This window comes from Henriciella barbarensis (genome assembly GCF_003576345.1).
Lineage (GTDB): Bacteria > Pseudomonadota > Alphaproteobacteria > Caulobacterales > Hyphomonadaceae > Henriciella > Henriciella barbarensis.
Map to the genome: position 1 here is coordinate 978,206 of NZ_QWGB01000005.1, position 19,815 is coordinate 998,020.

22 protein-coding genes are annotated in these 19,815 nt (G+C 60.9%); 13 read left to right on the forward strand and 9 right to left on the reverse strand.

Annotated features, from left to right (window positions below; translation table 11 throughout):
* Positions 1-29 precede the first annotated feature (29 nt).
* The 4 genes from D1224_RS07765 to D1224_RS07780 all read right to left on the reverse strand — a co-directional run bounded on the left by D1224_RS07765 (position 30) and on the right by D1224_RS07780 (position 6,062).
* Positions 30-1,544, reverse strand: coding sequence for a phosphomannomutase/phosphoglucomutase (locus D1224_RS07765; RefSeq protein ID WP_119379936.1), 1,515 nt, complete (start codon positions 1,542-1,544; stop codon positions 30-32).
* A gap of 78 nt (positions 1,545-1,622) precedes the next feature.
* Positions 1,623-2,348 carry a glutamine amidotransferase-related protein gene (locus D1224_RS07770; RefSeq protein ID WP_119379317.1) on the reverse strand — a complete coding sequence of 242 codons (726 nt, stop codon included), beginning with the start codon at positions 2,346-2,348 and terminating at the stop codon, positions 1,623-1,625.
* Positions 2,348-4,210, reverse strand: coding sequence for an ABC transporter ATP-binding protein (locus tag D1224_RS07775; RefSeq protein WP_119379318.1), 1,863 nt, complete (start codon positions 4,208-4,210; stop codon positions 2,348-2,350). The genes D1224_RS07770 and D1224_RS07775 overlap by 1 nt, the downstream gene beginning before the upstream one ends.
* 70 nt (positions 4,211-4,280) lie before the next feature.
* Positions 4,281-6,062, reverse strand: coding sequence for a DUF885 domain-containing protein (locus tag D1224_RS07780; protein ID WP_233350447.1), 1,782 nt, complete (start codon positions 6,060-6,062; stop codon positions 4,281-4,283).
* An 87-nt stretch (positions 6,063-6,149) separates the two neighbouring features.
* Here D1224_RS07780 and sdhC point away from each other — a divergent pair, with 87 nt between their 5' ends.
* Genes sdhC through D1224_RS07800 form a run of 4 tightly spaced genes read left to right on the forward strand, consistent with a single transcriptional unit; the run spans position 6,150 to position 9,569 of the window.
* Entirely contained in the window at positions 6,150-6,551 is a 402-nt protein-coding gene (gene sdhC / locus D1224_RS07785; protein ID WP_119379320.1) for a succinate dehydrogenase, cytochrome b556 subunit, read from the forward strand.
* Positions 6,552-6,560: 9 nt separating this feature from the next.
* Positions 6,561-6,953 carry a succinate dehydrogenase, hydrophobic membrane anchor protein gene (gene sdhD / locus D1224_RS07790; protein WP_119379321.1) on the forward strand — a complete coding sequence of 131 codons (393 nt, stop codon included), beginning with the start codon at positions 6,561-6,563 and terminating at the stop codon, positions 6,951-6,953.
* A 33-nt stretch (positions 6,954-6,986) separates the two neighbouring features.
* Positions 6,987-8,777, forward strand: coding sequence for a succinate dehydrogenase flavoprotein subunit (sdhA, locus tag D1224_RS07795; RefSeq protein WP_119379322.1), 1,791 nt, complete (start codon positions 6,987-6,989; stop codon positions 8,775-8,777).
* A 9-nt stretch (positions 8,778-8,786) separates the two neighbouring features.
* A complete protein-coding gene (locus D1224_RS07800; RefSeq protein WP_119379323.1) occupies positions 8,787-9,569 on the forward strand; it encodes a succinate dehydrogenase iron-sulfur subunit in 783 nt (260 codons plus the stop codon).
* Positions 9,570-9,690: 121 nt separating this feature from the next.
* Here D1224_RS07800 and D1224_RS07805 read toward each other — a convergent pair whose 3' ends face one another.
* The 3 genes from D1224_RS07805 to D1224_RS07815 all read right to left on the reverse strand — a co-directional run bounded on the left by D1224_RS07805 (position 9,691) and on the right by D1224_RS07815 (position 12,050).
* Entirely contained in the window at positions 9,691-10,368 is a 678-nt protein-coding gene (locus D1224_RS07805; RefSeq protein WP_119379324.1) for a hypothetical protein, read from the reverse strand.
* Positions 10,369-10,577: 209 nt separating this feature from the next.
* On the reverse strand, positions 10,578-10,862 hold the full coding sequence (locus D1224_RS07810) for a GIY-YIG nuclease family protein (RefSeq protein WP_119379325.1): 285 nt from the start codon (positions 10,860-10,862) through the stop codon (positions 10,578-10,580).
* Positions 10,863-11,057: 195 nt separating this feature from the next.
* Positions 11,058-12,050, reverse strand: a complete 993-nt coding sequence (locus D1224_RS07815) for an NADPH:quinone oxidoreductase family protein (protein ID WP_119379326.1) — start codon at positions 12,048-12,050, stop codon at positions 11,058-11,060.
* 134 nt (positions 12,051-12,184) lie between these two features.
* Between D1224_RS07815 and D1224_RS07820 the strand changes: the two genes are divergently transcribed.
* From D1224_RS07820 to folK, 6 genes are read left to right on the forward strand one after another with little or no spacing between them, the layout of a single operon-like run.
* On the forward strand, positions 12,185-13,057 hold the full coding sequence (locus tag D1224_RS07820; protein WP_119379327.1) for an isoaspartyl peptidase/L-asparaginase family protein: 873 nt from the start codon (positions 12,185-12,187) through the stop codon (positions 13,055-13,057).
* 7 nt (positions 13,058-13,064) lie between these two features.
* Positions 13,065-13,415 carry a hypothetical protein gene (locus D1224_RS07825; RefSeq protein ID WP_119379328.1) on the forward strand — a complete coding sequence of 117 codons (351 nt, stop codon included), beginning with the start codon at positions 13,065-13,067 and terminating at the stop codon, positions 13,413-13,415.
* A gap of 4 nt (positions 13,416-13,419) precedes the next feature.
* On the forward strand, positions 13,420-13,902 hold the full coding sequence (locus D1224_RS07830) for an RNA methyltransferase (RefSeq protein WP_119379329.1): 483 nt from the start codon (positions 13,420-13,422) through the stop codon (positions 13,900-13,902).
* Positions 13,899-14,744 (forward strand): dihydropteroate synthase, encoded by an 846-nt coding sequence (gene folP, locus D1224_RS07835; protein ID WP_233350448.1) that lies wholly within the window; start codon positions 13,899-13,901, stop codon positions 14,742-14,744. The genes D1224_RS07830 and folP overlap by 4 nt, the downstream gene beginning before the upstream one ends.
* The gene (gene folB, locus D1224_RS07840) at positions 14,731-15,099 is read left to right on the forward strand and encodes a dihydroneopterin aldolase (protein ID WP_119379331.1); all 369 of its coding nucleotides are present in this window, start codon (positions 14,731-14,733) and stop codon (positions 15,097-15,099) included. The genes folP and folB overlap by 14 nt, the downstream gene beginning before the upstream one ends.
* Positions 15,092-15,571, forward strand: coding sequence for a 2-amino-4-hydroxy-6-hydroxymethyldihydropteridine diphosphokinase (gene folK, locus D1224_RS07845; RefSeq protein WP_119379332.1), 480 nt, complete (start codon positions 15,092-15,094; stop codon positions 15,569-15,571). The genes folB and folK overlap by 8 nt, the downstream gene beginning before the upstream one ends.
* Positions 15,572-15,861: 290 nt before the next feature.
* Here folK and D1224_RS07850 read toward each other — a convergent pair whose 3' ends face one another.
* Complete coding sequence (locus D1224_RS07850; protein ID WP_119379333.1) at positions 15,862-16,359, reverse strand: hypothetical protein; 498 nt, start codon at positions 16,357-16,359, stop codon at positions 15,862-15,864.
* Positions 16,360-16,366: 7 nt separating this feature from the next.
* Positions 16,367-17,134 carry a LytTR family DNA-binding domain-containing protein gene (locus D1224_RS07855; RefSeq protein ID WP_119379334.1) on the reverse strand — a complete coding sequence of 256 codons (768 nt, stop codon included), beginning with the start codon at positions 17,132-17,134 and terminating at the stop codon, positions 16,367-16,369.
* 178 nt (positions 17,135-17,312) lie between these two features.
* On the opposite strand from D1224_RS07855, the gene D1224_RS07860 reads away from it, so the two are divergent.
* The 3 genes from D1224_RS07860 (at position 17,313) to D1224_RS07870 (ending at position 19,748) form a co-directional block, all read left to right on the forward strand.
* Entirely contained in the window at positions 17,313-17,729 is a 417-nt protein-coding gene (locus tag D1224_RS07860) for a DUF2141 domain-containing protein (RefSeq protein ID WP_119379335.1), read from the forward strand.
* Positions 17,730-17,771: 42 nt separating this feature from the next.
* The gene (locus D1224_RS07865) at positions 17,772-18,320 is read left to right on the forward strand and encodes a DUF2306 domain-containing protein (RefSeq protein ID WP_233350449.1); all 549 of its coding nucleotides are present in this window, start codon (positions 17,772-17,774) and stop codon (positions 18,318-18,320) included.
* A gap of 72 nt (positions 18,321-18,392) precedes the next feature.
* Positions 18,393-19,748, forward strand: coding sequence for a cation:proton antiporter (locus D1224_RS07870; RefSeq protein ID WP_147372349.1), 1,356 nt, complete (start codon positions 18,393-18,395; stop codon positions 19,746-19,748).
* Positions 19,749-19,815 lie beyond the last annotated feature (67 nt).

The following is a 19,815-nucleotide window of genomic DNA, read 5'->3' on the forward strand; positions in this document are numbered from 1 at the left end:
GTCAAGACGGTGGGGCAGGCGGGACAGCCCTATATTTCCTGATTATATTCGCCGACTTCCTGGTGCTGGCCAAGGCGTGGTTTGACTTCATTGCGGAAGAGATCGCGCATATCGTCTTCAGACTGAAGGCTTTCGACGACGACCACCAGTTCCGGCTTGTTCGATGATGCGCGGACGAGCACCCATGATCCATCTTCCAGCGTCACGCGCGCGCCGTTGACCGTATTCACATCGACGACCTTGCGGCCAAGAATTTCCTTGCCAGCCATGCCTTCATACTCGGCGACCATCTTGTCGATGACCGAATATTTGATCTCGTCGTCACAGTGCGGCGACATGGTGAGCGAGGTATAGGCGACGCCAAGCTCACGTTTCAGATCGGCCATGGTCTTGTCCGGATTGCGGTCGAGCATCTGCAGGATCGCGCCAGCGGCGACGATGCCATCATCATAGCCAAGTCCAATGGGCGGGCGGAAGAAGAAGTGTCCTGACTTCTCAAAGCCTGCCAGCGCGCCAAGGTCGGTGGTGCGGCGTTTGATGTAGGAATGGCCCGTCTTGTAGTAATCGACGGTCGAGCCGTTCTCTTTCAGCACCGGATCCGTTTTGTAGAGGCCGGTCGACTTCACATCGACGACGAAATTCGCGCCCGGATGCACCCTGGAGAGGTCCCGCGCGAGCATGAGGCCGATCTTGTCGGCGAAGATCTCCTCGCCCGTATTGTCCACGACGCCGCAGCGGTCCCCGTCGCCATCGAAGCCAAGGGCGACGTCCGCGCCATGCTCTTTGACGGCTTTCGCCATCTCGTGGAGCATCTTGGAGTCTTCAGGGTTCGGATTGTACTTTGGGAACGTGTTGTCGAGATCGCAGTCCATCTCGATGACGTCGGCGCCCATTGCGCGGAGGGCGTCCGCGGCAAACGCACCCGCCGTACCATTGCCGCACGCCGCGATGACTTTAAGCTTGCGCTTCAGCGAAACGCCTTCCGAAACCGACGCGATATATTTCTCGCGCAGGCCATCGACGCGGAAGGTCCCACCGCCCGCGCGCGGCTGGAAGTCGCCATTCAGCACGATCTCTTTCAGGCGGCCCATCTCGTCAGGCCCGAAGGTGAGCGGCTTGTTCGCGCCCATCTTCACACCGGTCCAGCCATTCTCATTATGGCTGGCGGTGACCATCGCGCAGCAATCAGCATCAAGTTCGAACTGGGCCCAGTAGACCATTGGCGAGAGTGCCAGACCGACATCCAGAACTTCGCAGCCACCCGCCACGAGCCCAAGCTTCAACGCATTCTTGATCGGCAGCGAGATGGAGCGGAAGTCGTGGCCGGTAACGACCTTTGGCTGAACGCCAAGCTCATGGAAAAGCGTTGCCATGCCGAGGCCAAGCGCTTCAGCGCCCAGCAAATTCAGCTCTGGGGCCTTGTCGCTTCCGGGGATGCCGAACCACCAGCGCGCATCGTATTCCCGAAAGCCGGTCGGCTTGACGAGCGGCAGGGTTTCGAACTCAATCGAGTTAGGGGCAATGTCGGCACGCGGCTTCGGCATCATGGGCCGGATCTCCTTGAACTGTCTGCTACCTGTGATGGCATGAAAAGATGACGCTTTTCCAGCCTGAAGGCCTGTTTATTTACGCCGCGCGCTGTCCATCAGGAATTTCGCCATCCATTTGCCGACCTGATCATTATCGACAGGCGTTTCCAGACTGTCACAGGCTTTGTCGACATGCGCGGCTGAAAACGCGGTGCCGCGGCGGACATTATAGAGCGCGCAGCAGAAGCCGCTGGAAAACTCCGGATGCCCCTGAAAGCTGATGGCAGGCACGTCGCCATAGTCGAGTACCGCGTAGTTGCAGAAGTCAGAGCGCGCGATGACGCTGGCACCCGGCGGCAGGCTTTGCACCTGGTCCTGATGGCTGACGCCGAGTGAAAATGCGTCGGCAGAGAAATCGCCCATCCAGTGGGGGCGCTCGCAGACATCATAGACGTGGCGACCGATGCCCCAGCCCTTATCGGACTTTTCGACCTTTGCACCCAGGGCCTTGGCGATGGCCTGATGTCCGAAGCAGACACCGATCTGCGGCACGCCCTTGGCAGCGGCGCGCTGGATCGTGTTGAGCAAGGGGCCCATCCAGTCATGCTGCTCATAGACACCAGCGGCAGAGCCCGTCACGAGAAGCGCCTCGACATCGTCAAGATCCGGGAAAGGCGCGCCCGAACTTACGGCGATGCTCTCAACGGTAAGGCCTCGCAGGTGCGGGGCGATCAGGTCTTCGAACATGGCCGGGTAGCGCGGCCAGTCGTCACGCAGGGCCTGCGGCGGAAGGCCGGTTTCGAGTATGGTCAGTTTCATCAGTTGGTCTCTTCGGAATGGTCTGGTGCGGGCTCCGGCTCGACTAGGAAGCCGCCGGACTGACGCGACCAGAGATCAGCATAGAGCCCGCCTGACGCCACCAGCGCTTCATGCGTTCCCTGTTCAACGATCTCCCCGCGGTCCAGCACGATCAGGCGATCCATCGCAGCAATCGTGGACAGGCGATGCGCGATAGCGAGCACGGTCTTGCCCTCCATGAGGTCGAACAGGCTGCCCTGGATGGCGGCTTCGACTTCGGAATCCAGCGCAGAGGTGGCTTCATCAAGGATGAGGATCGGCGCGTCCTTCAGGAAGATGCGGGCAATCGCGATACGCTGGCGCTGGCCACCTGACAGCTTCACGCCGCGCTCGCCGACATGCGCATTGAGCCCGGCCCGGCCTTGCGCGTCTTCCAGCGAATGGATGAAGCTGAGCGCTTCGGCGCGTCCTGCCGCGGCGAGTATTTCTTCGTCGCTCGCGCCGGGCCTGCCATAGGCAATATTCTCACGGATGGAGCGGTGGAGGAGAGAGGTGTCCTGCGTCACCACGCCGATCTGGGAACGAAGCGAATCCTGCGTGACGGCGGCGATGTCATGCCCATCGACGACAATCCGGCCTGCCTCGGCATCATAGAAGCGAAGCAGAAGATTGGTCAGTGTTGTCTTGCCGGCGCCGGAACGCCCGACGAGGCCAATCTTCTCACCCGGCTTGATGTCGAGGGTCATCTTCTCGATCACGCCGCTACCCTTGCCATAATGAAAGGTGACATCATCGAAACGCACAGCGCCGCTGACGGGTGGCAGGGGTCGCGCGCCGTCGCGGTCCTCAACGGCGACGGGCTTCTTCAGCATCGACATGCCATCGAAAACCACGCCAATGTTTTCAAACAGGGCGGCGACTTCCCACATGATCCATTGCGACATTGACTTGATGCGCAGGGCAAGGCCGACGGCAGCGGCGACCGCGCCTGCGCTCACCAGCTCTCCAAGCCAGAGATAGATGCCCCCAGCCGCGATCAGGAAGACGAGAAGTGAGTTGTTGAGATAGACAATGGCATTGAGGCTCGTGACCAAGCGCATCTGGCGATACACCGTGCCAAGAAAGCCCGACATGCTGCCTTTTGCATAGTCTTCTTCAAGCCCGGAATGGGCGAACAGTTTCACCGTCTGGATATTGGTGTAGGAGTCGACGATGCGGCCGGTCATGATGGAACGGGCGTCAGCCTGTTCCTCGGCAATCCTGCCGAGGCGCGGCACATACCAGAACATGATGGAGCCGTAGACAACTGCCCACAGGATAAGCGGCAGGGTGAGGCGCCAGTCTGCACTCGCGACCAGGGCGAGCGCGGAGACGAAATAGACGACCACGAAAACGAAGACGTCGAGCACCTTCATCACGGCCTCGCGCACAGAGAGTGCGGTCTGCATGACCTTGGTGGCGACCCGGCCAGCAAACTCATTGCCGAAAAAGTCCATCGACTGTCCAAGCATCTGGCGGTGCATGCGCCAGCGCGCGTTCATTGGCACATTACCCATGAGGCCCTGATAGACGATCAGACCCTGCAGCAAGGTGGCGAGCGGTAGGCCGATCAGCAGTACGCCGCCCATCAGGAACAGTGTATTGGCCTCTCGTCGGACAAACCCGTCCCGGTCGGCCTCCGCCAGCCAGTCGACGATTCCGCCAAGGAAGCCGAACAGCGCAACCTCGCCTACCGCAATGATGGCCGTGAAGCATGACATGGCAATCAGCCATGGAACAGCGCCGCGAATATAATGCCAGATGAACGGCAGAAATTGGCCCGGTGGCAAGCCGTCCAGACTTTCTGGAAATGGGTTCAGACGGCGTTCGAAGAAGCGATACATGACCCGCCCATGTGGCGCGGCTTCTGCCTGTGCGCAAGCAACGAAAGCGCGCCTTGAGGTGAAGTCGCTTCTATTCTGCCTCAGTTGCCGGAGAGGCTTCCGTTTCGCTTTCGATCCACTCGGTTACGCGGGCCTCCAGCGCATCGAGCGGCAGGGCGCCTGCCCCCAGAACGACATCATGGAAGTCGCGTATGTCGAAATCTGTGCCGAGCGCATCTTTTGCGGCAGCGCGCAGCTCCAGGATCTTGAGCTCGCCAATCTTGTAGGCCGTCGCCTGGCCCGGCCAGCCAATATAGCGGGTCACCTCGGTCTGGATGTTGAGTGGGGCGAGGGCGGAGTTGTTCGTGAAGCATTCTTCGGCTTCTTCGCGGCTCCAGCCATACCAGTGCAGGCCTGTATCCGCGACCAAGCGGCAAGCGCGCCACATCTCCATGGAAAGGGCGCCGAACCGCTCATATGGGGTCTCATAGATGCCCGCTTCACCCGCCAGCTTCTCAGCGTAGAGGCCCCAGCCCTCGCCAAAGGCAGTTGCGTAATATTGCTGGCGGAAGCGGGGAACGTCTTCCAGCTCCTGCGATAGCGAAATCTGCAGGTGATGGCCCGGCACGGCTTCATGCGCAGACAGGGCGGGGAGTTCATAGAGGGGGCGCTGGTCGAGGGCGTAAGTGTTGACGAGGTAGTTGCCCTCAATCCCCTTCTCGAGGTCGCCGCTCGAATAGCGGCCTGTCGTATAGCCCGGCGCGATTTCGGCAGGCACCGGAATGACGCCATAGGTCAGGCGCGGCAGCTTGCCGAAATAGGCAGGCAGGATGGCATCGAGGCGCTTTGAAAGGCGCGAGGCCTTTTCAAGCAGGTCTTCCGGCGTCTGGGCATAGAATTGCGGGTCTGTGCGCAGGAAGTTCTGGAAGTCTTCAAAGCTGCCCGGATAGCCAAGCTCTTCGATAATGGTCTCCATCTCGCCGCGAATGCGGGCGACTTCGCGCTCACCAAGTTGATGGATTTCTTCGGGCGAGTAGCCAGCGCCGGCCGTGTGGTAGGCAATGACGGCGGCATAATAGGCCTTGCCGTCATTGAGGTTTGCGATTCCGGCATCTGCGCGGGCTGCGGGCGCATAGACACTTTCCATGAAGTATAGCGCCTCGGCATAGGCTTCGATGGCTTTTGCAACCGCGCGCCGCCCACTTGCCTGGATCATGTCCTGAGCTTCAGGGCTGATCGTGTCGGGCAGATTCTTCAGCGGGGCGTACAGGCCGCTCTCTTCCGGCGAGACATTCGCCTGTTCGCGGATCTGCGCCGTGGTCGTGGCCAGTGGATCCTTGTGGGACGTCCAGCCGGTTTCGATCCCGCGTCTCATATTTGTCTTGTGATCGTTGAAGTAGCGCGGAATGGCATTGAGACGGGAGAGCCAGGCTTCGGCATCGTCCTCATTGGCGATCCGAACCTGTCGCGCGGCATAGAGCGGTTCGGCCTGGAACCCCCAGTCGCCATTGAATGGCAAACGGGCGGTGTCGAATTTGGCTTCAGCGATGTGGCTTTCGAGAAGGTGAGACAGGATTTTCCATTCAGGCGTCGACTGGTCCTCAACGTCTTGCAGCCGGGCAAGGAGGGCGCGAGCTTCGTTCGCCGTCTGCTCTATGCGCTCTGGTGAGACATCGGCCCAGCGATCCGGGGCGCGGTCTTGCGCACGCGCGGCCTCACTAGGATCGAGCGAACGGATAAGGGCCTCATAGTCGATGACAATCTGTTCGATTGTTGGCGCTTCTCTCTCTTCAGGAGCGTTCGACTGGGCGTAGACGAGTGCGGGCGACGCGACGGAAAGCAGGAGAGCTGTAGCAAGAGAACGAAGATTCATGCGCATTTGACCTTTCTTGTCGCGTTGACACCGCGCTGCACCATTCTAGAACCCGGTGTCGTAAGGCTTATTATCCGGGAGACCCCAATGTCAGGCTCAGAGTGGACTGATCCACGCCCGATGTCACCACACCTTCAAGTGTGGAAGTGGCACTGGACGATGGCGACCTCAATTTTCCATCGTGTTACGGGCGTCGGCAACTATCTGGGGGCGCTCCTTATCAGCGTCTGGCTGATTGCGCTGGCGACGGGTCCTGAGGCCTATGGCTTCGTTGAAGGCATCATGTTCCACCCGGTAGGACAGATCCTTCTCTTCTTCTGGCTGCTTTCGCTCGTTTTCCATCTCGTCAACGGCGTCCGTTTTCTTCTCTGGGACGGGCCAAAGATCGGCTTTGAGCCGAAGACGGCGAGCCGGGTCTCCATTTTCAACTTCGCCATCGCAATCATCCTTGCGGCCACGATCTGGTCGCTTGCGACTAATCTGTTCTAGGGGGCGGGCATGAGCACCGATTTCAAGACACCGACTGGCGCAGTTCGTGGCCTGGGGGCCGCGCGGGCCGGCACTGGTCACCACATCAAGCAACGCGTCTCCGCGATTGCGCTTCTCTTTCTCGTCCCATGGTTTCTGTACGCGGTCATCGCGGCCAGCCGCGGCGGCTTTGATGGCGCAACGGCCTGGCTCGCCCAGCCCTGGAACGCCATTCTGATGATTCTCACACTTGGCGCGGCGTTCTACCACATGCGCCTCGGTATACAGGTGATCATCGAGGACTACATTCACAAAGCAGGAATGAAACAGGGTCTGCTGATCCTGAACACATTCGTCTGCGTAGGACTTTTCACGGCCACCGCCCTGTCTGTCCTCAAAGTCTGGATTTCGGCGGGGCTGTGATAGCTGCCTCGTCCCCGGAAGGAAAACGTCACCATGTCTGACTATAAATTTGTCGATCACACCTATGACGTCGTCGTTGTCGGCGCCGGCGGTTCTGGCCTTCGTGCTGCGCTCGGCGCGGCGCAGGCCGGTCTGAAAACGGCATGTATCTCCAAGGTCTTCCCGACCCGTTCGCACACGGTTGCCGCGCAAGGCGGGATCGCCGCGTCGCTGGGCAATATGGGTCCCGATGACTGGCGCTGGCACATGTACGATACGGTCAAGGGCTCCGACTGGCTCGGTGACCAGGACTCGATCGAGTATCTCTGCCGTGAAGCGCCGAAAGCTGTTTACGAGCTTGAGCACTGGGGCATGCCCTTCTCGCGCAACGAGCAGGGCAGGATTTATCAGCGCCCGTTTGGCGGCCACACGACCGAATATGGCGAAGGCCCGCCGGTTCAGCGTACCTGTGCTGCTGCCGACCGGACCGGTCACGCCATGCTGCACACGCTCTACGGCCAGTGCGTCAAGGAAGAGACCGAGTTCTTCATCGAGTATTTCGCGCTCGACCTCATCATGGGTGAGGAAGGCGCCTGCCGCGGTGTGACCGCATGGAAGCTCGATGACGGCACGCTTCACCGCTTCCGCGCGCAGAAGACGATCCTCGCGACCGGCGGTTATGGCCGTGCCTTTTTCTCCTGTACCTCGGCGCATACTTGCACGGGCGACGGCAATGCCATGGTGCTTCGTGCCGGCCTGCCGCTTCAGGACATGGAGTTCATCCAGTTCCACCCGACCGGCATTTACGGCGCAGGCTGCCTCATCACTGAGGGCGCGCGCGGTGAGGGCGGTTACCTGACCAATTCCGAAGGTGAGCGCTTCATGGAGCGCTATGCCCCATCGGCCAAGGACCTTGCTTCCCGCGATGTCGTGGCGCGTGCCATGACCGTGGAAATCCGCGAAGGCCGCGGCGTCGGTGAGGGCAAGGACCATATCCACCTGCACCTTGAACACCTGCCGCCGGAAACACTGGCAGAGCGCCTGCCGGGCATTTCGGAAACCGCGAAAGTGTTCTCTGGCGTCGACGTCACGAAGGAACCGATCCCGGTCCTGCCGACGGTCCACTACAATATGGGCGGCATCCCGACCAATTATCACGGCGAAGTTCTCACCAAGAAGGGCGGCGACCCGGATAGCGTCGTCCAGGGCCTGATGGCCGTTGGTGAAGCGGCCTGTGTGTCCGTTCATGGCGCAAACCGTCTCGGCTCGAACTCGCTGATCGACCTTGTGGTCTTCGGCCGGGCGGCCGGTCTTCGCTGCGGCGCCACGCTGGACGCGGGCGCAAGCCAGCCTGAGATCCGCGACAGCCAGACCGACAGCCACCTTGCCCGCTTCGACCGCGTGCGCAATGCGAAAGGCGACCAGCCTGTCGCGCAACTGCGCATGGATATGCAGAAGGCGATGCAGACCAATTGCGCCGTCTTCCGTACCGGTGAAGTCCTCGATGAAGGCGTTGAGAAGATCGACAATATCTATGGCCGCGTCGGCGGCATGGATGTGAAGGATCGCGGCCTGATCTGGAACACCGATCTCGTCGAGGCGCTGGAGTTCGACAACCTCATCGCGCAGGCCGCAGTGACGGTGAACTCGGCTGCCAACCGCAAGGAAAGCCGCGGCGCCCACGCCCGTGAGGATTTCTCGGACCGCGACGATACTGAATGGATGAAGCACACGCTTGCCTGGGTCGATGAGGCCGGCAAGGTGACAATTGACTACCGCCCCGTGCATGAGTTCACGATGTCCAACGACATCGAGTACATCAAGCCGAAGGCGCGTGTGTATTAGGGGAGCGATATGGTTCAGCTGACACTACCCAAAGGTTCTGCACCCAAGAAGGGCAAGCAGTGGCCAAAGCCGGAAGGCGCCAAGAATACAAAGGCGTTCAAGATCTATCGCTACTCTCCTGAAGAGGGCGGCAATCCGCGCTGGGACACCTATCATGTGGACATGGACCGTTGCGGTCCGATGGTTCTCGACGTCCTGATCTGGATCAAGAACAATGTCGACCCGACCCTGGCTTTCCGCCGGTCATGCCGCGAAGGCGTCTGCGGGTCCTGTTCGATGAACATTGGCGGCCGCAATACGATCGCCTGCACCAAGGGCTGGGACGAGGTTGCCGGGTCCACGATCACCATCGCGCCGCTGCCGCACCTGCCGGTGGTCAAGGACCTCGTGCCGGACCTCACCACTTTCTATGCCCAGCACGCCTATGTGCAGCCCTTCCTCAAGACCGATACGCCGGAACCTGAGAAGGAATGGAAGCAGTCCGAAGAACAGCGCAATGAGCTTAACGGGCTTTATGAGTGCATTCTCTGCGCCTGCTGCACGACGTCATGCCCGTCCTATTGGTGGAATGGCGACAAGTACCTTGGCCCTGCCGCTCTTCTTCAGGCCTATCGCTGGCTGATCGACAGCCGCGACGAAGCCACCGGTGAGCGGCTCGACGATCTTGAAGACCCTTTCAAGCTCTATCGCTGCCACACCATCATGAACTGTGCGCAGGTCTGCCCGAAGGGGCTGAACCCGGCCAAGGCGATTGCCAAGGTCAAGCACATGATGGTTGAGCGCGTCGCTTAAGACCGCTTCACCAGAAGACCAGATTGCGGCCCGTGCCTTTCAAAAGGTGCGGGCCGTTTTCGTTTGGGCCAATGCGCGTGGGGCAGAACGTCCGCCCGCGCGAGGCGGTGGGGGCAGGCTCTCAGGATTTAAGCGGCGGCGGGGCGCGAAGTTCGACGGTCACCACAGCGAGGCCATCGCGCAGCCAGTCCGGCACTTGGGCAGACCTTGCGCCGGGTGGATGACCGGCGCGGAGCGGCGATCGTTTACGGATAAGGCCGGCCTTTCTGATACGCGGCGCCATCCTGCGGGCAAGGCGCTTCGTGGCGGCGGCCGTATCCTCGATGACGGCGAGAAGGGCGTGGAGCCGTTCGGCCAACTTATTGGAACGGACCGTATTATCTGGTTCGGCTCTTGGTAAATGCACGTCCAGAATTTCGAGGATTCTGGGCTGCGGGCGAGGCCCGAAGCGGCCTTTCTTCTGACCCTCGATCCAGAACCCGGCGCGCAGGGAAGCGATAGGCTCGGTGAGCTGGAAACCGCGTCTTGAAGGGGCGAGGGCGGTATTGGCAGGGCGTGCGTTCCGGGTGGAAGGGCTTGTGCTTTCTGGGAGGGGTAGCAACGGGCCGAGGGCGCGCACTTCCAGCATGAGAAGACGGCGGGCGAGGGCCTCTGCCGCCAGCAATGACGGGCGAATCCAGCGCGACGGCGTAACCGGGCCCGATTGTTCGACCATGACCAGCAAGCTGGCCGCCAACCTGGCAAGATGCTGCCAGAGGCGCTGCAGGGTCCGGTCAAGCTGGGGCGGTTCGGTCGACATGAATTAAGGATAGCCGTACCCGCCAGACATGCGGACGGAAGAATTGTTTCCAGCAGGAAATTAACCGTGATTGTGCACTTGTACGAGGCGTACTGGGTTTGAGGTTTGTGCTGTCCTATCATGCCCGCGAAGGCGGGGTATGGATGAGATAGTATATGGGGCTTACTGCACGAGATCCCGGCTTTCACCGGGATGAGCGGATCAGGGGGTCACATCAGACTGTCGGCGAGATCGAGCCAGTCCGGATTGCGCCCTTCGACGAGCTCGATCTTCCAGTCTCGCTTCCATTCCTTGATCCGGCGTTCGCGTTCGAAGGCTGACTCGCGGGTTTCGTGGACCTCGACCCAGACGAGCATTTCGCAGTTGTACCTGTCGGTGAAGCCTTTGATTATGTGCTCGCGGTGCTCCCAGGCGCGACGATTTATGTCGTCGGTCATGCCCGTATAGAGAACGCCTCTGGGCTTGTTGGTCATGATGTAGACGTAGAAGGCCATGAACTTTGGTATGCGGCCAATAAACCGCTGCCTACCCACAATCCGCTCGCCCCGGCGAAAGCCGGGGCCTCAGGCAGGTGGAGTACAGGGCCTGTTGCACGAGATCCCGGCGTTCGCCGGGATGATCGGCCACCTCGGGATAAAAAAAGCCCGGCAGATTGCTGCCGGGCTTTAGTGTTTGGTTGGCCCCAAAGCCTACATCGTCACGACGACTTTACCTTTGGCCTTGCGCTCCATCAGTTCGGTGATGGCGTCGGGGGCTTTTTCGAGGGGGTAGGTGTTTGACACGTGCGGCTTGATCTTGCCGGTCTCATACATCTCGAAGATTTCCTTGATGTTCTGCTCGTTTGCTTTTGGGTCGCGGGCGACGGCGGCGCCCCAGAAGACGCCGACAATGTTGCAGGATTTGAGCAGGGTGAGGTTAAGCGGCATTTTCGGAATGCCGGCCGGGAAGCCGATGACGAGGAAGCGGCCATCCCAGTTCATCGCGCGCAGGGCCGGCTCTGCATAATCGCCGCCGACCCCGTCATAGATGACGTCCACGCCGCCGCCGCCAAGTTCCTTGATCTTGTCGGAGAGGGCTTTCTGCTGGGCTTTGTCGAGCGGGCCGCGATCATAGACGAGGCCGTGCTTTGCGCCTTTTTCGAGGGCGAGGTCGACCTTGTCCTGGCTGGACGCGGCGGCGATGACTTCCATGCCCATGGCCGCACCGAGTTCGACAGCGGCGAGGCCGACACCGCCAGCTGCGCCGAGGACGAGCAGGGTTTCGCCGGCCTTGCAGTTGCCCCGGTCTTTCAGGGCATAATAGGAGGTGCCGTAGGTCATCAGCAGGGCGGCGGCCTCTTCAAAGGACATGGAGTCCGGGAAAGGACGCACGCGGGCCTCATCGACTTTGGCTTCTTCGGCCATACCGCCCCAGCCGATCGACCCCATGACGCGGTCGCCGACTTTTACCTTGGTGACGCCTTCGCCGACCGATTTGACGATGCCGGAAAGCTCACCGCCCGGGGAGAAGGGGCGCTCTGGCTTGAACTGGTACATGTCCTGGATGATGAGGACGTCTGGATAGTTCACGCCGACGGCCTTGACGTCGATCACAATTTCGCCCTTGCCGGGCTCGAGCGCGGGAACGTCTTCCAGAACGAGGGCGTCAGGTTTACCGGGCGTCTTGGAAAGTAGGGCTTTCATGGGCGTGTTCCTCTTGCTGTATCTTGGCAGTGTCTTGTGGGACATGTAATTGACGGGCTGAACCTATCCATGGCACCGCGCGCTGTGAAGCATGACGCGAGGAAAAAGCACCTCGTAGCTGGAGCATTGAGAAGATGGCGAAAAGCTGGGCGCTGGCCCTTCATGGTGGAGCCGGTCCGCTGAGAAAGCGTGACCATGCGGTGGCAGAGACGCATATGGCCGAGCTGTTGCGCGAGGGCGAAAAGCGTCTGGCGCGCGGCGACAAGGCGCTGGATGTGGTGCATGCGCTGGTCATCGCGCTGGAAGAGTGCGGGCATCATATTGCCGGGCGCGGGTCTTCGCCCAACGCCATCGGCCAGTGGGAACTGGACGCGGCCATCATGGACGGGCGCACGCGCAATGCCGGGGCGGTGGCTTCGCTGCGCGGCTACAAGTCACCGGTGACGGCGGCGCGCCTCGTCATGGAAAAGACCCCGCACGTGCTGATCACCGGCAAGGGCGCGGCGATGATTGCGCGCGAGCACAAGCTGGAAAGGGTCCACAGCCCGAAGAATTACTACAAGCCGGCGGTCAGCCGCCCCGTTAAAAAGGGTGAGCTGGCGCACGGCACGGTCGGTGTCGTCGCGCTCGATACCGATGGGCGGCTCGCGTCTGCGACCTCGACGGGCGGGCTGCTCGGCAAAACGCCGGGCCGGGTTGGCGATACGCCGATCATTGGCGCAGGGCTATGGGCAGATGAGCGGGTCGCTGTCTGCTGTACCGGGCAGGGCGAATATTTCCTGCGCACCAATGCGGCGGCGGATGTCAGCTCGCGCGTGCGCTATGGAAAGCAGCGCCTGCGCGAGGCGGCAGAAGGCTCGCTTGAGGATCTCACCCTGCTCGGCGGCGACGGTGGGATGATCTGTCTCGACGTGCTGGGCCATGTCGAAGTGGTGTTCAATGCCGAGACGATGAAGCGCGGCGTGGTGACCAGTTCTGGCCGCTTCGACGTCGCGACAATGAGGTGACGGACCAATGAGCGGCGCGACGCTGGGCTTTTTCATTGCGGGTGTGCTGGTCGCCTTCCTGTTTGCGCTGGCAGTCCAGATGCGCGTGATGGCGGGTCTGGTGCTGCGCCGGGCCGCGCAGGCAAAGTTCAGTGAGCTGAAAGACGGCACGGCGCGTTTTGCCGTCGTGCATGCCGTGGCCGGGACAGACAAGCTGGACGCGGGCGACGCTGTCGGGGAGGCCGCGACCTGGCTGCGCACCGAATATCCGGCCGCGATCCGCCACATCAAGATTGCCCGCCTTGCGACGGCGGTGACGGCGGTCTTGTTCCTCGCAGTGCTGGTCACGTGGCGGTTCACGGCGGGGGCAGAAGGGTAGAGGCATGCGCGGTTATTTTGCGATTGGGGCTGAGGGGATCTCCAAGCCGATGAACCTTGGCGCGCTGATGCGGACGGCGAATGCGTTCGGGGCGAGCTTTGTTTTCTCAGTTGGCGCGGCTGACCGGGTGAAGCTCGCCTATAAGGCCGACACGTCCAAGACCTTCGAGAGCGTGCCCTATTATCAGTGGAATGCGATGGACGATATCGCGCTGCCCAAGGGCTGCCAGATGGTGGGGATCGAGCTCACCGATGATGCGATCGAGCTGCCTGAGTTTCGCCACCCCAAGGCAGCGGCCTATGTGCTGGGCCGGGAGCGGGGGGATCTGTCGCCGGAAATGCTGGCGCGCTGCGACCATGTGGTGAAGATCCCGACCAAATTCTGCATTAATGTCAGCCTTGCGGGCGCGCTGGTCATGTATGACCGGGTGCTGTCCATGGGCGGCTTTCGTGACCGGCCGGTGATGCCGGGTGGGCCGAACGTATGAGCGGTATGGGCCGCGAAGATCGCATCCGTCTGCGCGATAGCTTGCTGGCGGAGGCGCGCGCTCGCCCGCTGATCATGGGTATCCTCAATGTAACGCCGGACAGTTTCTCTGATGGCGGCAAGTTCGATGAGGCAGGCGCGGCGCTTGCCCATGCTGAGGCGATGGTGGCGGCGGGCGCTGACATTCTGGACGTTGGCGGCGAGTCGACTCGGCCCGGCGCGGCGCCGGTCAGCGAGGCTGATGAGCTGGCGCGGACCGTCTCTGTGGTGGAGGCACTGGCGGGGCCAGGCCGGGTGCCTGTCTCGATTGATACCTACAAGTCAGGCGTTGCGAAGGCGGCGACCGCAGCGGGCGCAGTGATCGTCAATGATGTGTCGGCGATGTCGGACCCGACGATTGTCGGTGTCGCGGCGGATGCGGGCGCAGCCTATGTGCTGACCTATAATCGCGGCGTGAAGGATGGGGCGCTGGATGCGAGCGCGGACATGCTGGCCTTTTTTGAGGCCGCGATTGTCCGCTGTGAGGGCGAGGGCCTGAAGCGCGCGCACATCATCCTCGACCCGGGTGTCGGCTTTGCGAAGACCTATGCGCAGAATTTCGAGGTGCTGGCCGCCACGTCCGATCTCGTCAGCCTTGGCCTGCCAGTGCTGATCGGCGTGTCGCGCAAATCCTTCATCGGCAAGCGCCTTGGAATTGAGGTGGCAGCGGAGCGGGATGCAGCGTCTGTCGCTGTCGGTCTCGACTCGCTGCGCAGGGGCGCGCATATGCTGCGCGTGCATGATGTTGCTGCCCACCGGCAGGCGATCGAGCTTTGGGAGACAATAGATAATGCGGCGCACTGAACGGGTCTTTGTCGAGAACCTTGGTATTCACGGCTTTCACGGCCTCATCGCCGAGGAAAAGAGCCTCGGCCAGAAATTCTATGCTGATATCGAGTGTCTTGTGGCGCGCGATGAGGCCCCGTCCGACACGATGAACGATGCGGTCGACTATGGGAAAGTCTGCGACCTGGCGCATGACATCTCTGCTAGCGGGCCCTTCAACCTGATCGAGACGCTGGCCGAGCGGATCGGGCATGGCGTGATGGAGACGTTTCCGCTGGTCTCGACCGTGCGCGTGCGCATCCGCAAGCCGAATGCACCGATCCGGCATTTCCTCGATCATGTCGGCGTGGAGATCGAACTTAGCCGTGACTAGTGCGGCGTTAGCGTTCGGCTCCAACCTTGGCGACAGCGCCGGGATGATCGGCCGGGCGATTGAGGCGCTGGATGCGATGACGGGTGTGTCGGTAACCGCGCGCTCCAGCCTCTATGCGACCCCGCCATGGGGTGTTGAGGACCAGCCTGATTTCGTGAATGCCTGCGCGCTGGTGGAAACCGGTCTTGCGCCGCTGGAACTGCTAATCGCGTGCAAGGACCTTGAGGCCGCGCTTGGCCGCATGCCGGGCGAGCGGTGGGGGCCGCGTTTCATTGATATTGATGTGCTTTGGATGGACGGTGTCTCAGTCGAAAGCGAGCGGCTGACCCTGCCGCATCCGCGCATGACAGAGCGGGCCTTCGTGCTGGTGCCACTGACGGAGATTGCGCCAGAGCTGATTGTCGGGGGGCGGGCGGTTGCTGATTGGGTCAGCTCGGTGGAGGCTGGCGGGATCAGGAAGCTGACAGACTGAGGCTGATCCTAACCCTGATAGATCGATCCAGCCGGGGCGAAGGCCATGATGAGGGTCAGGGCGGCGATGAGCGCGAGCGCGGCAAGCGAGAGGCCTTTTGAGAAACCCTGGGTCATGATCCTTGTCCTTCGGCGCGCGGCCTTGCTGTTCCGGTGATCTTCCGGACTGTGTCCAACCCGGCGGATGTAAGAAGTTATCGGGCAAGAAACATGCTGCACTGCGAATAGGTTCCATGCCGGGCCGGAATGGGACTGTTTGCGGGCAGGCCGGGGTTTCTTTGTGGCGTAGCCTTAGGGACGCCAAGGTTTCCAAGGTTTGCGTCCTCGCAAGGCATCGCGCAGCTCGGCTTCGAAACGAAAAAGCGTTAGCGGCCAAAGCATCACAACCAGACTGCCGCTGATCTTGGCCTGCGAGCCAGAGAAAAGCGCGTTGGCGAGCACCGCCGAGCAGCAGAGATACTGAAAGCAGACAAGGTCAAACAAACGCCGGGAGATCACCGGGTCCGCGTTTTCGAAAATGTAAAGCGCGCCAAATACTACCCAAGCGCACAAACCCGCGAGCGAAGCGTAACCGAATAGCCGCGGGAATAGCTCGTCTCTCGAAACGATGATTGCGTATGCGAAGACCCAGCTCATCTGTAGAATGAAAAATGTGACCACAGCCAGGAAAAGCGCGGCGTCGTGGCCAGCCCCCACCAAACGTGCCGCGAGATATACGAGGGTTGCGGCTCCGAAAACCGTGCCACTCGCCGTCTTGAAGGATGCAAAACTACTGAGAAGGCTGGGCATGCGCGCTTCAGCTCGCGAAGCCGGCGTCCTTAACGGCGGCCTGGTAGGAGCGGGAGACGGGGACTTCCTCGCCGGAGTGCAGGATCAGTTTCAGCTTGCCATCGGTGCGTTCGGCACGGGCGACGCCCTTGCGGGCGACCCACCAGGAGCGATGGACGCGCAGTCCGTCCGCATCGGCGAGCTCCCTCTCAACATCGGAAAGCCGGATCAGGATGAGGTCGCTGCCGAGCGAGGTGAAGACGCGGCAGTAATGGTCTTCTGAGGTAACGGCCCAGAGGTCTGCGGTGTGGTATTTTACGGGAAGGCGCTGGAGGAAGGTCTGGACGGCGCTGCCCTCGTCGGCGGCATGGACGAAGTCCGGCCCGGCCAGATCAAAGGCGCGGCTGACCGTATAGCCTACAAGCGTCATCGCCGTCGCGATCACCAGCACGTAGAAATAGATGACGTGGATCGGCCCGGTGCCGACGCGGATATAGCCCCCCGTTAAGAAAGCGAGGGCGTAGATGGCGAAGGTGACGCCCGCAGCGGTGACAAGCGAAGTGATGATGATCATCAGCCAGGCCGGACCATTGGGCCGGAGGCGATAATAGGCGTTCACCGTCAGCTCTCCGACGAGTGATCCTGTCATGATGAGCAGGAGCCAGATGCCGAAATTGAGCAGGAAGGGCGCGTTGCTGTTGCTGCCATAGGGGCGCACGAACGCAAGGAAGAGCGAGATGCCTGCCAATAGCAGCGCCTCGCGTCCGCGTTTCTTCCAGTCGATCGCGATACGCAAGCTGCAGGCCCCTCTTCATTCGCGCTTCGTGAATGACATTGGCTGCATTTCGCGAAGGATTCCAGACCCCTGACGCAAACTTGGTCGAGGCGGTGCGGCGGCATCTGCATGTTCTGGAGGCCGGGCACATCGAGGCCCGCAGACAGACACACTTCAATACAGACGGAGACCCGAGACCATGAAGAAGATTGCAGCCCTTGCCAGCCTTATTGCCCTTGCAGCCCCGACCGCCTGGGGCGCCAGCGTCGAGTTGACGATTAACGGCGTTGAGACCGCCTCCGGAGAGATCCTGATCGGCGTTTTCGATAGTGAGACGGGTTGGAGGTCAGATGCCTCTATCGCCGAAGCCCAGGCCGATGCGGCCACAGGTGCTGTGACCGTGACGCTGGACGGGCTGCCTGAAGGCGAAGTTGCGATCAAGCTTTACCACGATGTCGATTCCGATGGTGAGCTGAAGCGCGGAAACTTCGGCATTCCAACCGAGCCCTACGGTTTCTCGAATGATGCGCCGATCCGCTTTGGCCCGCCGAGCTGGAGCGCCGCGAAATTCACCCTCGATGGCGAGACCACCAGGCACACGCTGGCACTGCGCTAGTCCGCGCGCCTTCCGCCACTATCGAAATCAGGACACGAGACAATGAGCCTTACAGACGTATCCTCCCAGACCCGCCGCCTTCCCCGCCTGCCGAAACTTTCGCGCACGGCCTGGACAGTTGGTATTGCCTTGCCGGTCTACGGTGCCATCAGCGCGCTGACCCTTATGGATGTGGGTCGCCTGCCCCGCTTTCGCTTTGACCCGCAGCCGCTGATCGAGTCGGGCATCGCCATTCAGCTTCATGTGGCGGCGGCGCTGACCACGCTGGCCATCGGCATCTATCTCATGATGGCGCCGAAGGGATTTACCCTGCACCGGGCTTTTGGCTGGGCCTGGGTGATTTCCATGGCGGTCACGGCAGGCTCTTCCTTCTTCATCATGACCCTCTTCCAGAACTTCTTTAGCCCGATCCATGCATTGTCGGCCTGGACGTTGATTGGCCTTCCAGTGGGGATCGCGGCGATCCGCCGCCGGAATGTGAAGAAGCACCGTCAGGAGATGACCAACATGTTTGTTGGCGGCATGGTGGTGGCTGGCCTGTTCACGCTGCTTCCGGGCCGGATGATGTGGCACGTCTTCTTCGCGATCTGAACGCGATACGTCTTCTCCCTGTTCAGGACCCTGCGACAGCGCGGGGTCCTGCATCGTTTTCGGCGGGCTTGATTGAACGAAATCCCGCGCAACGTCGTTCTTACCGGCCTGCCCAGCTTTTCGCAGAGGCCCGACTACGCCTGCATCAATCTTATCTGGTGGAGGAAGATGTCAGGCTGGTGCGCCGTATTCAGAAAGACTATTTTGGACCAGTATTTTCTAAGCATAGCGATTATTGGCTTCGTTGGTCTCTCGAGTGCCTGGGTCTACCACTTTGCCCGGAAAATTGGTGTTTCTTACGCCATTATCTATGTCCTGCTGGGCATGGCGGTGTTTGCCGTCTTCCCGGAATTGCCCTGGGTGTCCCCGTTCACCAAGGAAACCTATGCCATCCACCTCACGGAATTGATGGTGATTATCGCCCTGATGACCACGGGTCTGAGCATTGATCAACGATTTGGGCTGAAACGCTGGGCCAGCCCGTTAATGCTGGTGTCGGTCGCCATGATGCTGAGCATCGCGGGTCTTGCCGCTATGGGGTACTGGTGGCTTGGCCTCAGTCTGGCCTCGGCCGTTCTGCTGGGCGCGGTGCTGGCCCCGACAGACCCTGTTCTCGCCTCCGACGTCCAGGTGGGGCCACCCAATAGTGGCGATGACGACCGTGTGAGATTTGCCCTGACAGCCGAAGCCGGGATGAATGACGGATTGTCATTTCCTTTTACATGGCTGGCGATTGCCTTGGCGGGTGCAGCAGGCGGCGGACAGGCGGTCCTTGCCGACTGGCTGCTATACGACGTCCTCTACCGAATAATCGCGGGTCTGATCATTGGTTATGTAGGCGGGCGTGCGATCGCGTACGTCTTCCTGCATCTGTCGCAAAAACTCGGTCTGGATCATATCCGCGAAGGATTGACCGCGGTCGCTGCAACGCTTGCCATCTATGGTATCACTGAGCTGGCGCACGGCTACGGGTTTATCGCCGTCTTCGTCTGTGCCCTGACCATTCGCGACTTTGAGCGTGAACACGAACATCATAGGAAAATGCATGAATTCACCACGCAGCTAGAGCGGGCATTGATGGCGATACTGCTGCTACTGCTTGGCGGTGCGGTCATGGATGGAATCCTGGAGCCACTGACCTGGCCGCTCATTGCGGCAGGTTTGCTGATCGTACTCGTAGTGAGGCCAGTCATTGCCTACCTGGCGCTGAGCTGGACAGAGCGTTCGAGGCGGGAGAAGTGCGTCATCAGCTTTTTCGGCATCAAAGGCATCGGGTCGTTCTTTTACTTATCGTTTGCCTTGGGCGAAACAGATTTCGCCAACGCCGAAACACTCTGGGCGCTGACAGCCTTTGTCGTTCTCATATCGATCATGGTGCATGGCATAACATCGTCGATCGCCATGAAGTGGCTTGGCGATAGAGCCTGATAACGCGGCGTCTCAGCCCTTTATCTATCACGCGACGCCCGGCATAACTGCGGGGCGTCCTGGTATA

What these genes read in the sequence shown, in the direction of transcription:
- folB (WP_119379331.1), top strand. Translation starts at nt 14,731, where the DNA reads ATGCGGCGCACTGAACGGGTCTTTGTCGAGAACCTTGGTATTCACGGC.
- D1224_RS07810 (WP_119379325.1), bottom strand. Translation starts at nt 10,862, where the DNA reads ATGGCCTTCTACGTCTACATCATGACCAACAAGCCCAGAGGCGTTCTC.
- D1224_RS07765 (WP_119379936.1), bottom strand. Translation starts at nt 1,544, where the DNA reads ATGCCGAAGCCGCGTGCCGACATTGCCCCTAACTCGATTGAGTTCGAA.
- D1224_RS07770 (WP_119379317.1), bottom strand. Translation starts at nt 2,348, where the DNA reads ATGAAACTGACCATACTCGAAACCGGCCTTCCGCCGCAGGCCCTGCGT.
- D1224_RS07860 (WP_119379335.1), top strand. Translation starts at nt 17,313, where the DNA reads ATGAAGAAGATTGCAGCCCTTGCCAGCCTTATTGCCCTTGCAGCCCCG.
- sdhC (WP_119379320.1), top strand. Translation starts at nt 6,150, where the DNA reads ATGTCAGGCTCAGAGTGGACTGATCCACGCCCGATGTCACCACACCTT.
- D1224_RS07825 (WP_119379328.1), top strand. Translation starts at nt 13,065, where the DNA reads ATGAGCGGCGCGACGCTGGGCTTTTTCATTGCGGGTGTGCTGGTCGCC.
- D1224_RS07805 (WP_119379324.1), bottom strand. Translation starts at nt 10,368, where the DNA reads ATGTCGACCGAACCGCCCCAGCTTGACCGGACCCTGCAGCGCCTCTGG.
- D1224_RS07815 (WP_119379326.1), bottom strand. Translation starts at nt 12,050, where the DNA reads ATGAAAGCCCTACTTTCCAAGACGCCCGGTAAACCTGACGCCCTCGTT.
- D1224_RS07775 (WP_119379318.1), bottom strand. Translation starts at nt 4,210, where the DNA reads ATGTATCGCTTCTTCGAACGCCGTCTGAACCCATTTCCAGAAAGTCTG.
- folP (WP_233350448.1), top strand. Translation starts at nt 13,899, where the DNA reads ATGAGCGGTATGGGCCGCGAAGATCGCATCCGTCTGCGCGATAGCTTG.
- D1224_RS07800 (WP_119379323.1), top strand. Translation starts at nt 8,787, where the DNA reads ATGGTTCAGCTGACACTACCCAAAGGTTCTGCACCCAAGAAGGGCAAG.
- sdhA (WP_119379322.1), top strand. Translation starts at nt 6,987, where the DNA reads ATGTCTGACTATAAATTTGTCGATCACACCTATGACGTCGTCGTTGTC.
- D1224_RS07865 (WP_233350449.1), top strand. Translation starts at nt 17,772, where the DNA reads ATGAGCCTTACAGACGTATCCTCCCAGACCCGCCGCCTTCCCCGCCTG.
- sdhD (WP_119379321.1), top strand. Translation starts at nt 6,561, where the DNA reads ATGAGCACCGATTTCAAGACACCGACTGGCGCAGTTCGTGGCCTGGGG.
- D1224_RS07820 (WP_119379327.1), top strand. Translation starts at nt 12,185, where the DNA reads ATGGCGAAAAGCTGGGCGCTGGCCCTTCATGGTGGAGCCGGTCCGCTG.
- D1224_RS07850 (WP_119379333.1), bottom strand. Translation starts at nt 16,359, where the DNA reads ATGCCCAGCCTTCTCAGTAGTTTTGCATCCTTCAAGACGGCGAGTGGC.
- D1224_RS07830 (WP_119379329.1), top strand. Translation starts at nt 13,420, where the DNA reads ATGCGCGGTTATTTTGCGATTGGGGCTGAGGGGATCTCCAAGCCGATG.
- D1224_RS07780 (WP_233350447.1), bottom strand. Translation starts at nt 6,062, where the DNA reads ATGAATCTTCGTTCTCTTGCTACAGCTCTCCTGCTTTCCGTCGCGTCG.